This window comes from Spirosoma sp. KNUC1025, from assembly GCF_045160025.1.
Classification (GTDB): domain Bacteria; phylum Bacteroidota; class Bacteroidia; order Cytophagales; family Spirosomataceae; genus Spirosoma.
This window is the reverse complement of sequence record NZ_CP087139.1, coordinates 4,702,838-4,717,385: the sequence shown is the minus strand read 5'-3', so window position 1 is coordinate 4,717,385 and position 14,548 is coordinate 4,702,838. Positions and strand designations below refer to the sequence as shown.

Here is a 14,548-nt window from a genome sequence, read left to right as displayed (position 1 = left end):
GTCAACCTCAGGCGTATATAAATCCTGAGTTACCCCGAATAGTTGGGGCTGTTAAACAGACCTCCTTTCTGGTTTTGGCGTCGCGTAGATGTTCAAAACTCAGAAAGGAGGTTTTTCATGTGGAATTAGTGGACTACTGGAGGCACCTGCTGAAGCGGCCGATTCGGTATTTTGACAAAAACGCCCGGTTCAATCCGACCGGACGTTTGTTGTCATACTAACTAGTACCCTTTACTGATGGGCACGTACCCCTTGACCAGTGGCTTCGCAAAAAGTCACAAAAGAATAAACCCGATCATAGATATAACTTACTAATCTACAATAGTTTATAAAGATTATATAGTATATCATCCTGGAATATTTCTAAATTTATTTAGAACGGGCAAGTCGGGTTATATTAATCCGCAGAAATACAGTCAGTATAAAGATCCCTTTTCTTGTTGTGACATCTGCGGAGTTTTAGAGTCAAGGGGGTAATGAAAATGTACAAGTGAGTGGTTCACAAAAAATTGGACGAATTGAGCCTGGCTTTTGTTTTATACTGTTATAATCTATAAATAGTATTGATAAAATAAGATATACACGTATCCGATAGCTGTTGGCCCATAGCTAACCTATTAAATTATTACAGCAGTTTTGCAGAAATTAAAATCCCGGTTCCGTTTGGCTACCGGGATTTTTTATGCTATTTCAGAAGTTGTTTACAGCTAAAAATAACCGTTTCGTGCATCTGTTGCCGGACACCACTAGTATCTGCCGTCAAGTTGGACTGTTTTCCATTCAACGGTGCTTGATATCAGCGATTTTGTTTTTTCATTCGGATTATTCTTCACCCTTTTTCTGGCCTTCGCCAAGTTCCTTCCAGTGGTAAATATGGCAGAAGTGAAAGCGATCCTAAAAACAGCATCAGAGAAATTGCCAGATACAGGCTCTGGCAATTCCAAAGGTGAAGCAGCACACAGTTCATCGGCCCGATAAGCGCAGTTTTTTCAATAGCGTTTAAGACCACTGACCCCACAGCTAAGTTGGGGAGTATTCTTATGGTGCTGTATCAGTTGTTTTCCGGATTTAACGTATTGGCAATGGCAGCGATTCGGCCGGGTTAAGAGTTCTGCCTTCTCTGTCAATATACTCTCAGAGAAATATTTTTTGTGGAGAGCTTACCAGGTTGGCCTGTTGAATGGCCTTCATCAGCTGATCGATATTGAGGGGCTTCGATAAGTACTCATCCATACCCGCAGCCAGGCAAATGGTTCTGTCCTCTTGCATGGCATTCGCCGTTAGCGCAATAATCCAGGGCTGCGGAATTGCCTGCTGACGGATCAGACGCGTTGCGTCCAGGCCATCCATCTCGGGCATCTGCACATCCATAAAAATTAAATCGAACCCTTGTGGCATAAGGTTCAGTACGTCCTTACCCGTATGCGCAACGGCGGGAGAATAGCCTAACTTGTTGAGTATACGTACCAGGAGCTTCACATTAATCAAGTTGTCTTCGGCAACCAGAATCCGGAACGGGTATTTCTGGGCAAACTCCAGTGAATAAACCGACTCGGCGTTTGGTCTTACTGGTGAAGCCGCCGGCCGCTGCCGTTTGAGCAATTGCTGAACGAGTTGGGCCAATTGCTGCTGATGGACTGGTTTAGTTAAGATAGCCGAAAATAAATCGGCCTGTGTTTTTTTGCTTTCATCGCCAATCGAGCTAAGCAGGATAATGGGCAGATGGGGCTGTCGGACTTTTAGCTGTTTAGCCAGTTCAATGCCATCCATGTTCGGCATCTGGCGGTCTGTGATGACTAAATCAACGAATAAACCCTGCTGAATGAGCGCTAAAGCCTCCTGCGCGGAACTGGCCAGCGTTGGTTTCAATTGCCATTGCTCCAGCTGGCTTTTAAGAATGAGCCGATTCGTTAGGTTATCATCGACCAGCAGGATGGACTTACCCTCGTTCTCAGGGGCATGTTCATACACGTATTGACGCCGGGCCTGCTGGATTAACTGGCATTTCAGCGTAAACCGAAAGCAGGTCCCTTTCCCTTCTTCACTATGGACCCGAATGCTTCCCCCCATTAACTCGATTAAACGCTGACTAATGACCAATCCAAGGCCAGTTCCCCCGTACTGCCGGGTGTGGGACGCGTCTACCTGCGAGAAGGCTTTGAAGAGCCGATCGAGTTTATTAGCCGGAATGCCAATGCCCGTGTCGGCTACTTCAAAAGCCAGCTCTACGGTTTGGTCCGCAAACTCATTGACCAGGCTGACCCGAACGACAATCTCGCCCTGATGCGTAAATTTGATGGCATTCCCCACTAGGTTGATCAGAATTTGCCGCAGTCGCAGAATATCCCCCAAGATATGTGTTGGTACCTGATAGTCAAGTTGATAGATTAAGTCAAGTCCGATCTGGGCGGCTTTGCTGGCAAACATATCCAATACGTCTTCAATACAATCCCGCAAATCGATGGGCTGAATCTCCAGCTCGATATGACCTGATTCGATCTTGGAGAAATCCAGAATATCGTTGATAACGCCCAGCAAACTCTCCCCGCAACTGCGGATGGTGTCGGTATATTCCCGCTGTTCAGCGCTGAGGTCGGTGTCGGCCATCAGGGCCGTCATGCCAATAACGCCGTTCATTGGGGTACGTATCTCGTGGCTCATCGTAGCCAAAAACACACTTTTCGCCTTATTAGCCTGTTCGGCCTCCAACCGCGCCTGCTGATGAAGGCTCGATTGCTGGGCCAACTGTTCGTTCAGCAGCTGCAGGTCGATGGCCTGCTTTTCAAGCTCCAGTTTCTGTTCCGTAAGCGCCAGCGTCCGTTGTTCAACCAGTGTTTGTAAGGCCCGTTTCTGCTGTTTGATCTGACTGACCCGTAGTCGGTAAAGTGTGTAGAGGCTCCCCAGAACAAGTACGCTGACCAGTATCCGGAACCACCACGTCTGCCAGAAGGGAGGAATCACATGGAGTCTGACGAAGGCGCCGGTGTTGTTCCAGACTCCATCGTTGTTGGAGGCTTTAACCCGAAAAACATAATCGCCCGGCTCCAGATTGGTGTAGGTTACCGTTCGTTTGGAACCTGCTGATACCCAGTCTTTATCAAACCCCTCAAGCTTATAGGCATAGGAGTTGTTTGCCGATATCCTGTAGTTTAAAGCAGCAAAACTGAAGGAAAGCACCGACTGTTGATAGGATAAGGTAAGGTCGCGGGTAAGCCCGATCGGTTTTTGTAGCGGTGACTGAGGCTCGCCGACGCGAACCGATTTGTTGAATAGCTGCAAGTCGGTCAGGTAAACGGGAGGAATGAACGGATTATTCCGCAGGCTATCCGGATGGAAGCTGTTGAGGCCGCTTACCCCGCCAAAAAAGAGATACCCAGCTTTGTTTTTGTAGCAGGCTTTTCGGTTGAATGAACTGTTCTGCAAACCATCCGTTACGTCGAAGTTACGGACCGTTTTTGTTTTGGGATGAAAAGCAGACAGACCTTTGTTGGTACTTAGCCACAGCGTCCCCCGATTATCTTCCAGAATTCCCTGAATAACATCGTTCGGCAGACCATCCTGCTGCCGATAAGCCGTAAAGGTCTGGGTGGAGGGACTAAATTGATTCAAGCCCTCATTGGTCCCGACCCATAGCTGCCCATTCATACTTTCGTACAGAATGTTGACCAGATTGCTGCTCAGGCTTCCGGGCTTCCGGCTGTCGTGTACGTACTGGGTAAATGTCTGTCGGTCAGGATGGAAGACGTTTAGCCCTCCGCCTTCCGTACCCATCCAGATATTGCCAGTGGCATCTTCCCAAAGCGTTAAGACGGTCGGACAGTTCAGCCCACCCGGCTCGGCGGGCCTGGCCGGATAATGGATCACATTGCCCCCAACAGGATCGTACTGAAACAGGCCATCTTCGAAGGTGCCCAGCCACATCATTCCATTGCGGGTCTGCAGGATGGTACTCACGCTTAGCTGGTTGAACCGAGGGATAGACCGAAAGGATTTAGTGGCCTTGTCAAATACACTCAGCCCACCCTTGAAGCTACCAGTCCATATTTGTTGCCGGGTATCTTCATACACGGCCAGCACGTAATCACTACCAGGCCCAGATTTGGGGGCAGAACTATGGTTATACACGGCAAAAACAGGCTTTCCCTGTTTCAGTACGTTTAGGCCGCCCCCATCCGTTCCCAGCCACAAATTCCCCTGTTGGTCTTCACGAATAGCCAGTATGTTGTTATTCGATAAGAGGTTGATGTTGTCGGGTGTGCGTTGATAGAGTTTGAATTTAGGCGATACTAAGTCCAGCTTATTAACACCCCCTGCGTAGGTTCCCACCCATAATATTCCGGTTCGATCGAGGTAAAGGCTATAAATTGACCCATTATTGAGTCCATATCGGTTGGACTCCTGATACGAGTAATACGAAAAGGAGCCGTCTGGATGAAGCACGTTAATGCCCCCATTTCGGGTGCCGATCCACAGATTATGCTTTGTATCCTCAGTGATACTAACCACATCGGCATGGGTTAAGCCTTTGTTGTGCGTTGCCGACGGCTGATAATGAGTAAAGGTTGCCGTTGCGGCATTGAATCGATTCAGCCCTCCGCCTTCCGTTCCGATCCAGAGTTGGTCCTGAGCATCAACAAAGCAGGTGTTAATCTTCGAATGACTCAGCGAATGAGTATTTGTAGTTTCGTGCGTGTACTGTCGGAACCTGCCCGTTGACCGGTCCAGCTGGTTTAAGCCCCCTCCAGTCGTTCCGATCCAGAGTGTTCCCTTTCGGTCAAGACAAAGCGAACTAATGCTATTGTGGCTTAAGCTGGCCGAATTGCCCGACTGATGGATAAACTGAGCAAACGTTTTTCGGTCGGGATCAAACCGATTCAAGCCGCCCCCATCCGTTCCTACCCACAAGTACCCTTTCTCATCCTGCACAATGGCCATTACTTTGTTATGGCTCAGACTGTTTTTTATACCGGGTTGATGGTTATAATTGATAAACGAGTCGGTTTCAGGTTCATACAGGCTCAATCCTCCTTCATCCGACCCGACCCATAATCGGCCCTGCTTGTCTTCATAGAGCGTATGTATGTAATTGTGGCTCAGGGAAGAGCTGGTTTTGGGGTTATGCCGGTAGATCGTGTACGTATAGCCGTCGAATTTATTGAGGCCATCCTGCGTACCAAACCACATAAATCCGCGTCTGTCCTGTAAAATACAGGTTACGTTATTTTGAGAGAGCCCCTGATTAGTCGTTAAATGAGCAAACCGGATATTCTGTTGCTGTGCCGTTACCGAAAGGATGCTCCCCAGCCAAACCAGCAGGAAGCAAATAAGCCGAATAAGCATTTATAAAGTATAAGTTACGTATTTCACTATTTGTTTTTAAATATAGCAATATTAAGTATATCTTTTTCAATATTAGTTAATCAATAATAATTATGCCAACCGAAGAAACGATTAGAGCAACTTATTTCTCTGCATCCGTATTTCAGTTTTGCTGGTTTAAGCCGTCTCAGTAGTACGTTTGCCGGTTGTAAACTCTACGACTGCTAACCGTAGGGTTTTGCGATAGCTTCCCTGAAGCTCGGCAAAAGGCGTGTGTCAAAATACGGTCGGTTGACAACAGAATGGCCTTCGAACCAAGGTAACAACCCAATACAAAATCAGAACCTCCCTTCTGATTTTGGCGAGGCTCAAAACGAAGAAGGGAGGTTCTGGTTCAGGCATCCATTCAAAATGCAGGATGCCTTATGTACCCTGTCCTGGGTCACGTTTATTTACGACTAACCCGATAAATTACGCCATTATTATCTTCCGAAAAGATCAGCGAACCATCGGGGAGAGTAGCAATACCCACGGGTCTGCCAAACTGAGCCTGATTGTTATTGACCAGAAAACCTGTTACAAAATCGTCGGCCCGCACGGGATTGCCATTCTCAAAATGAATGCGAATTACTTTGTAACCGGAGGGTTGGGTACGATTCCAGGAACCACGCATGGTGGCAAAAGCATCATCCTGGTATTCAGCCGGGAAGCTACTAGCCGCGCCAGTGCTGGTATAGAAGATCATCCCCATGGGAGCCGCATGGGGGTCGTATTGGAAGACTGGTAGAGTCGTTTTGGCTAATATCTGCGCGTAAGTCGTATCGCCCATTGGCCGGGGATGCGGATTGTAGTTGCCGTCGCCATAAATGTACGGCCAGCCATAAAAAGCCCCTTCCTTAATCTGATTCAGCTCCTCTTTTTGCTGTTCGTCGCCCAGCCAGTCAATACCGTGGTCGAGTCCGTACAGCTCCTTTGTTTGGGGATGCCAGCCAAAACCAATGGTGTTCCGCAAGCCTTTCGCAAAAATTTTACGGTTTGTCCCATCGGGATTTGCCCGCAGAATCGTCGCATTTTCGGGATTTGAATCGGCGCAGGCATTGCAAGTACTGCCTACCGTAATATAAAGCAGCCCATCTGGTCCGAAGGCAATGGTTCGATTCGGGTGCTGCCCTCCGTCGGGCAGGTCGCTGATGAGTTGCTTGGCCTGACCCAACGACCCGTCGCTCTGAATATCAGCGACATATAACTCCTTGATGGCAACCAGGTACATCTGCCCCTCGTGAATGGCCAGTCCATGCACGTCTTTAATGCTGGCTACGAGTCGTTTTGTATCGACTTTTCCATCGGCGTTGGTGTCCTGGAGCAGCGTAACCGTGCCCGCTGTCCGGTCGGTCACGTAAACATTTCCGGAAGAGCTGACCGCCAGCATACGGGGCTTACCGAGCTGATCGGCAAATTTAGTAATTGCAAAACCAGCAGGTACTTTAAGTTGGGCAATGCGTTCATCTGTGGCCGGAACCAGCGCTGGTTCAAAGACATTTCCCTGAATGCTGGCTGAAGTCGGTTCAGCGTTCGTTTCGGGAACTTTGGCCACAATGTGGTCGCTTTGGCAGGATTCCAGCATGGCCGTGGTCGTACAAATGGAAAGCAGGATAGGTACAACAAAGTTTTTCATCGGGTATAACGTTGAGAATAAATGATAAATACATGCCTGCTCTGTCAAAATGATAGAACAGATAGAGTAAACTTTAACTACAACTACCGACTAAACAAAGCCGTTGGGAAAAGTTCAGAAATTGTGAGAATCCGTTACCCGATAGTGCCGCTACGTTACTGAATACGATTACATTCTGCCTTCTCCCTTTCCCGTATCAGGGGCGATCGTACAGCCAGACACGTAACAGAGAGATGAGCTGGTCAATATCAACGGGTTTGGTAATGTAATCAGACGCGCCTGCCTGAATGCACTTTTCACGGTCGCCCGTCATGGCTTTAGCCGTAACGGCAATGACCGGCAGGTTTTTCCACTGGTAATGTTCCCTGATTTTGCGAGCCGTTTCGTAGCCGTCCATATGGGGCATCATCATGTCCAGCAACACTACGTCTACTTCCGGGTTTTCGGTAAGTTTCTGAAGAGCTTCTTTCCCATCCAGAGCCGCAATAACGGTCATGTTATACTGTTCCAGCGCTTTCGATAGCGAGAAAATATTCCGTACGTCGTCGTCGGCAACCAGAACGGTTTTATGGTCGAGTATCTGGGTCAATGCCCCCAGTTTTTTCGCTCCGGCGGTTGCACCATTCGGCTGTTTATTTTCTTCAACCAGATGCAGAAACAGCGATACTTCGTCGAGCATGCGCTGGTAGGAGTGAGCGGTTTTTATGATAATCGAATCCGCGTATTTTTTTATGCGCAGCTCCTCCGACATCGACAAACTTTTTCCGGTAAAGATGATGATAGGCAGGTTTTCGAGGCCCGCATTTTTCTTGACCTCTTCCAGTGTTTTGTAGGCATTGGTATCCGGAACGCCCATGTCCAGAATGACGCAGCCTACTTCATCCCGTTTGAGGGCGTCGATTCCTTCCATTACGTCGCTTTTCAGCTCCGAGGTTATATTGAAGGTTTCCAGAAAATAGGCCAGCGCTTTGGCATGCTTGGGGTTATCTTCAATAATCAGAACTTTCTTGAGATCCCGGTTCAGTACGTATTCGATTTTGCTGAAGATGTCCTGCATCTGTTCAAACGCCATGGGTTTGTCGACAAAATCGATGGCGCCTTTCATCAGGCTTTCATTCTTCAGCTTGTGCGACGACATGATGTGTACGGGGATGGGCCGGGTCTGTGGGTTCGCTTTCAGGGCATCCATCACTTCCCAGCCACTCATAACTGGCAACTGAATATCCAGCAGAATCCCTACGGGTTTATACGTAGCCGCCAGTCGTAACCCTTCGTCGCCCCGAACGGCCACTATACCCTTATACCCTTTCTGTCGGGCATAATCGAGCAGCGATTTGGCAAAGTTGGTATCATCTTCAATAATGAGGATGGTTTTGTCCTGTGCCGTTACGGTGTTCCGGTCGTCTGGAATGGATTCTGGAATGATATTGCTTATATACTTATCTGAAACGGGAGCAGGGGCCCCTATCGGTGGTTGCTGACTGACCGGACTAACAACTGGTTCGGCAGACGCTGCTGTGGCTGATGAACTGGTTACGGGTATCTGTATCGTAAACTCACTCCCCTCGTTTACGGTGCTGGTAAGAGTGATGATACCCCCCAGAAGTTTTACCAGTTCGCGACTGATGGAGAGCCCCAATCCTGTTCCGCCGTATTTCCGTTTGGTAGAGCCATCTGCCTGCTGGAAAGCTTCAAAAATCAGCGGCTGCTTTTCGGGGGTATCCCAATACCCGTGTCTTTCACCGCAAAACATAGCGTATCGGGCTGTTTTTTGTCTTTTTTGATCGTTAGCGTTACGCTGCCGGTTGCCGTAAATTTGATGGCGTTGGAGAGTAAATTTTTAAGAATCTGCCCTAGTCGCATCTTGTCGGTTTCGATAACCGCAGGAACACCCGGCTCAGTTCTGATCGAAAAGTCCAGTCCTTTCTCCTTCGCCAGTACGCCAAAAAGGTCCTGCAATTCTTCGGTTACCTCCGCCACGGGTACGTCCTGATACTCCAGTTTCATCTGACCGGCTTCTATTTTCGACAGATCAAGTATTTCATCAATCAACCCAAGCAATCCGTTTCCGGACGACTGAATCACTTTCGCGTATTCGACCTGATCGTCATCGAGGTTTTTGTCGGTATTCTCGGCGAGCAACCGACTTAGCAGCAGAATTGAATTGAGCGGAGTACGTAACTCATGCGACATATTGGCCAGAAATTCCGATTTGTATCGGGTGGCCAGTTCCAGTTCGTCGGCCTTTTTCTGAATCTCATCGTTTTTCTCTTCCAGCAGCAGGCTACGTTCCTCCAGTTCGGTATTGGTTTGCTGGAGTTCTTCCTGCTGAACCCGTAGCTCCTCTTCCGATGCCTGTAGTTTCTGGGCTTGTATTTCCAGTTCTGCGTTCAGGTTTTCCAGCTCGTTATGCTGCGCCTGCAATTCTTCCGACTGCGCCTGTGTTTCTTCCAGGAAGTTTTGCAGCCGCGCATAATCCAGCGCCGAGTTAACCGAAATGGCCATGGCTTCCAGATTGCGGTTTACGAAGTCGACAACCAGTTGATTGGGTTTCCGTAAAAAGCCTAATTCCAGTACGCCCAGGCACGTACCGTTGTAAATCAGCGGGGCAATGAGCAACGAAGCCGGACGGGCATCACCTAAGGAAGAGCTTATCCGATTGTAATCGTCGGGTAAATCATCGACAAGAATTGTTTTCTTGCCGTCAATTGCCTGACCGATCAGCCCCTGTCCAGCCTGGATAGTGGTGGGTGCCTGGTTGGTGGCGTAACTACCGGAAAGTTTGTAACCTACTTCATTATCAATCAGGTAAAGGGTTCCAAGGGGGGCATTTGTGTATTCTGCAATTGTATTGACAAGTCGGTTGGCTAGTCGTTTTAAATCCCGATCGCCCCGAATGGTATCGCTTATTTTAACGGCACCCGTTTGCAGCCAGTTTTGATTGTTTAAATCGGTAAATGTCTGTTCGAGGGAGTTCACCATCTGGTTCAGCGCCTTTGAAATACGGCCCAGATCATCATCGCGCGTGTCGGCGCTACGTATGGAATAGTCGCCCGCTGCTATCTCCTGGGTGATGTCTTCCATCACGGCAATGCGGCCCGTTGTTTCGATGTATTTTTCTTCGGCCTCTTTCTCACGGGCAATCCGGTCATCCATGTCTTTTTTGATCCGCACATAGGTGAAGGCCGTAATGAGCATGGAGATTATGGCCGCTATAAACAACAAAAAAGGCGTATACGTAATGTACAGCTGTTGTTGCTGGAGTCGGGTTTGCAGCAGTTTATCCTCTGTATTTTTCAGATTGTTGATTTCCATCCGAAGGTCATCCATGAGCCGCTTGCCCCGAATCATTTCCCGATGCCGCTCAATGGTGTCTCTGACTAAAAATCTGTTACGTCTGGCGATGTTAATGACCCGTTCCATCTGCACAAACTTGGCTTCGTACAACGCTTTTGCATGGACCAGTTTCTTTTCCTGGACGGGATTGTCGGAAATCAGTTCGCGGAGCCGGTAATAACTGGCTTTTACTTTTTCATAGCTGCCATTGTAGGGTTGCAGAAAGAGCGGGTCAAGCGTAACCAGATACCCTCGCTGTCCCGTTTCGGCATCTTTCGCGTAGGAAATAATGTTCTCAGCCTCAATCAATACCTGATTGGTATGGTTGACAAGCCTGGAGTTGGTGATTAGCTTCTGAATGCTGTAGTAGGAAGCTACAAGGCTGATCAGCAACAGAAGCGTTGACAGAGAAAAGACGATTTTCAGTTGCTGGACAACACTATTCGGCGTTGAGGTAGGTGGCATGGGGAATCCGGGTAGATAGTAAAACCAAACGTGTCAAATTTTAGTGGACCTGACGAACGGGCAAAATGATGATAAAGCGAGACCCTTCGTTGATGCGGCTCTGGGCTGTAATCAGACCGTTGTGTTTCTCGATATTTTTTCGGGCAATCGCCAGACCGATTCCCGTGCCTTCGTAGCTGCTTCTGTTGTGAAGGCGCTGGAAAATCACGAAAATGCGATCCAGAAACTTTTCATCAAACCCAATGCCATTATCCTCGATCACAATCCGGCAGAACGGCCCGTTGACCGTAGGTAAGCCGTCGACAGCTTTCGTCGCAATTAAGTCGGCATGGATATGAATGACCGGTGGTATCCCGTCTTTCGCAAACTTGAGTGCATTACTGATCAGATTCTGAAAAACCTGCCGGATTCGGCCTGGTATGGTTTCGATCACCGGCAATTTGTCGATCATGACCGTAGCGCCTTTCTGACTGATTGTGTCGTCGAAATCGAGCAGAAGTTCATCCAGCAGGCTATTCAGATCCGTTGACTGAAACGATTCCGAACTGGACAGCCGGGAGTACATCAACAGATCGTTGATCAAGGCCGACATGCGTGCCGACGACCGGATCGAGCGGTCGAGGTACGAGACGGCTTCGGTATTATCCTTCAGGTATTTCTCTTTAATCGTGTCGTTGAGAAGCTGTATTTTCCGGAGCGGCTCTTTAAGGTCGTGCGACACAACCCAGGTAAACTGCTGAAGTTCGTGGTTTGTCCGTTCGAGTTCGGTGTTTTTGGTCAGCAGCTCATTGGTTCGTAGTTCAACCTGATGTTCGAGCAGTTCAGCGGCCTGCTTTTGCGGCTGAATATCAGTGTACGTACCAACCCACCGAACGACGACCTCCTGCTGTACGATGGGTAGTATACGTAGCAGATGATACCGATAATCGCCGGATGTCAGCTCTTTCAGCCGCACCTCGCGGGAAAATTCGGCGCCTTTGGTGAGCGCCGTTTTCCAATCCTGGCAGGTTTCATCGTCTGCGTGGGTTTCCGGAAACGTTGTTGAACTGGCGGCATAGCGAAACCAGTGTTCATTGACGTATTCAAGCTGCCCATCCGGTGTGATGGTGAAGGCCATCTGCGGTAACGACGACAGCACCGTCTGCAATTCCTGAACGCGGGCGGCCAGCTCTTCCTGAGCCTGCTTCCGAACCTCGATTTCTTTTTTCAGCGAATCCTGAGCCGCTCGCAGAGCCTGTTGCTGATCATATAGCTTCTGCAGCGTTTTTACCTTCAGAACTAGAATATCGGGGTCAACGGGCTTGGTCAGGTAGTCGGTACCGCCGGAGGTATAGCCTTTTGTGATGAATTTCTTTTCGGTGTTGACCGCCGACAAAAATATAATGGATGTATCCCGGGTTTTGCTAAACCCCGCAATGGCATTCGCTACGTCAAAACCGTCCATTCCGGGCATCTGCACATCAAGAATGATAACGGAATAAGACGTATTCAGGACTTTCTTCAGGGCTTCTTCGCCCGATTCAGCCGTATCAACTGTAAAGCGATGCAGTTCAAGAATCTTCTTTAAGGGAATGATATTTTCCCGCCTGTCATCAACAATGAGAATCATGTACGGCTACTGGTTAAAACATCGAGGATGAGTGAAGTCATTTATCAGAATAACGTTTGAAATGCTGAATAAAATACTTCCTGTAAAATCTGGCCGTGAAGATAAAGCGGTAAGGGGGGAGCTTCCAAATTGCCTGGTCTATGAGCCGGTAAATCCAGTAAGAGGTTCCTTTTATGGAACAATCTGTTGGCTAGCTCATCGTATTGCCCGAAAGCCTGACCAATGGATAAAAGGGTCGAATACGTAACGCCTGGCACGTCAATTACGCCGGGAAATGTCCGCCTTTAGTGAATGCAATGCCGCTTAATATATAGTTGGGCCATAACCTCATTTTTCATTTTTTGCTCAAAACGCATGTATAGCATTTCCATTTTAAGGGTGAGTCTCCACAAAGACTTTACGCTAAAAAAATCCTAACTATGGAACAACTCAACGAAGTACAACAAACGAAAAGTACTCCGAGCATTCCGGCGATCCCATCCGTCGAACGTCGAATGTTCATGCGCCAGTTGGGGCTCTTGTCCGCTTCAACGGCAGCATTTCTCGCTTCCTGCACACGCGAAATGTCGGATGTGACACCGCAGGGCGGACGTTCACGCATGAGCGCTACGGTCTTGCCCGATGGTACGATTGACCTGGGTTCCGGCGACATCGGCATCTCGAACCTGGCCTACACGCTGGAGCAGCTGGAAGTGGCCTATTATTCAACCGTACTCGAAAATTCGTACGGTCTCAGCCAGCAGGACCGCAAGGTTATCGAAGAGCTACACGATCACGAAATTGTCCACCGCGAATTCTTCAAGGCTTTTCTGGGAAGCAATGCCATCCCCATGCTGGACTTTGATTTTAGCGGAGTCGCGCTGAGCGACCGCAATTCTGTATTCGATGCCGCTCAGCAGTTTGAGAATGTTGGTATCGCTGCCTACAATGGCACCGGCCCCTTGATTGACGATCTGGAGATACTGAAAATAGCGGGTAAAATCGTGTCCATCGAATCGCGGCACGCTACGTTGGCCCGTTACATGCTTCAGCCCAAATCGTACTTCTCTCTTGGCCACGAGTTGATTGATCCACAGGGTCGTGACTGGGCGCTGACTCCACCTGAGATTGTGATGAAAGCGCAGCCATTTATCAAACAGAAAATCAGTATAGCCAACCTTCCAACTTATTAACTCAGCTGTCGTATGAATCTTTTTAACATTGTATCGGATATCGAAAAAAGTGACGCTGAAGCGTACGAACGCGTTGAGTTTACCCGTCGGAAGTTGTTGAAAACAACCGCCATTGCGGCCGTAGGAACCGCTGGTCTGCTGACGGCTTCCCTCAATAAAGCATACGCTGCCGATAGCGACGTAGTGGACGTACTCAACTTCGCCCTGCTGCTGGAATACCTTGAAGCAGAATTTTACGCGAAAGGGCTGGAAACGGGCGGGTTGATCCCCGACAGTGACCGAAACGTATTTATGAAAATCGGCGAGCACGAAAAACAGCACGTTGAGTTTCTGAAGTCTGCCTTAGGTAGTCAGGCCATTGCAAAACCGGCGTTCGATTTCACGGCTGGTGGCAAATACCCCACAGTGTTTTCGGATTATATGACGTTCCTGGTCCTGTCGCAATCGTTTGAAGATCTGGGCGTTCGGGCGTACAAAGGGCAGGCTCCCCGGCTTAAAGGCAACAAAGAGGTGCTGCTTTCGGCGCTGAAGATTCACTCCGTCGAAGCTCGTCACGCGGCCGATGTGCGGCTGATTCGCGGGCTTCGGGTATGGGCCTCGGAGCAGGAAACGGGTGGCGCGCCAGCCGCTGTTTATGAGGGCGAAAACCTGTTGTATCAGCACGATGCCATCGACCTGATCTCGTTGGTTACCCCAAAAATTGTGCAGCGGGATGGTGGTCCTGAAATGATGGCGGAGAAAATCGTTCGGGAATCGTTCGATGAGCCATTGACCAAAGAAAAAGTGCTGGCGATAGCCGGGCCCTTTGTTATAGCTGCGTAATAAGTGAAGCTGAAATCGGGATGACACCGTTTTAGACGGGATGTCATCCCGATTGCGGCTTCAAGCCCATACACACTATACCTGTTCTGTCCGTTGGCAGCTTATTTGCCGCGAAACCAGCCCAAAACGAATAACATAACCGCCGGAGGC

Annotated in this window: 5 protein-coding genes and 2 pseudogenes; 3 read left to right on the top strand and 4 right to left on the bottom strand. The window is 48.9% G+C overall.

The window, feature by feature from the left end; all coding sequences use genetic code 11:
- Positions 1-750 precede the first annotated feature (750 nt).
- Positions 751-978 (top strand): annotated as a pseudogene (locus LN737_RS20660) (hydrogenase); the annotation flags it as partial.
- Between the two features lie 156 nt (positions 979-1,134).
- Here LN737_RS20660 and LN737_RS20655 read toward each other — a convergent pair.
- From LN737_RS20655 to LN737_RS20640, 4 genes and pseudogenes are all read right to left on the bottom strand, one after another.
- The gene (locus LN737_RS20655) at positions 1,135-5,340 is read right to left on the bottom strand and encodes a hybrid sensor histidine kinase/response regulator (protein ID WP_405511713.1); all 4,206 of its coding nucleotides are present in this window, start codon (positions 5,338-5,340) and stop codon (positions 1,135-1,137) included.
- A 427-nt stretch (positions 5,341-5,767) separates the two neighbouring features.
- The gene (locus LN737_RS20650; RefSeq protein WP_405511712.1) at positions 5,768-6,994 is read right to left on the bottom strand and encodes a sorbosone dehydrogenase family protein; all 1,227 of its coding nucleotides are present in this window, start codon (positions 6,992-6,994) and stop codon (positions 5,768-5,770) included.
- A 196-nt stretch (positions 6,995-7,190) separates the two neighbouring features.
- Positions 7,191-10,795: pseudogene (locus LN737_RS20645) on the bottom strand (response regulator).
- A gap of 40 nt (positions 10,796-10,835) precedes the next feature.
- Entirely contained in the window at positions 10,836-12,404 is a 1,569-nt protein-coding gene (locus LN737_RS20640; protein ID WP_405511711.1) for a response regulator, read from the bottom strand.
- A gap of 419 nt (positions 12,405-12,823) precedes the next feature.
- Between LN737_RS20640 and LN737_RS20635 the strand changes: the two genes are divergently transcribed.
- Together LN737_RS20635 and LN737_RS20630 are read left to right on the top strand one after the other, a co-directional pair.
- Entirely contained in the window at positions 12,824-13,576 is a 753-nt protein-coding gene (locus tag LN737_RS20635; protein ID WP_405511710.1) for a ferritin-like domain-containing protein, read from the top strand.
- Positions 13,577-13,588: 12 nt separating this feature from the next.
- Complete coding sequence (locus tag LN737_RS20630; protein ID WP_405511709.1) at positions 13,589-14,398, top strand: ferritin-like domain-containing protein; 810 nt, start codon at positions 13,589-13,591, stop codon at positions 14,396-14,398.
- Positions 14,399-14,548 lie beyond the last annotated feature (150 nt).

Excerpts from the sequence above, each read along its gene's own strand:
- LN737_RS20630 (WP_405511709.1), top strand. The coding sequence starts at position 13,589 with ATGAATCTTTTTAACATTGTATCGGATATCGAAAAAAGTGACGCTGAA.
- LN737_RS20650 (WP_405511712.1), bottom strand. The coding sequence starts at position 6,994 with ATGAAAAACTTTGTTGTACCTATCCTGCTTTCCATTTGTACGACCACG.
- LN737_RS20635 (WP_405511710.1), top strand. The coding sequence starts at position 12,824 with ATGGAACAACTCAACGAAGTACAACAAACGAAAAGTACTCCGAGCATT.
- LN737_RS20655 (WP_405511713.1), bottom strand. The coding sequence starts at position 5,340 with ATGCTTATTCGGCTTATTTGCTTCCTGCTGGTTTGGCTGGGGAGCATC.
- LN737_RS20640 (WP_405511711.1), bottom strand. The coding sequence starts at position 12,404 with ATGATTCTCATTGTTGATGACAGGCGGGAAAATATCATTCCCTTAAAG.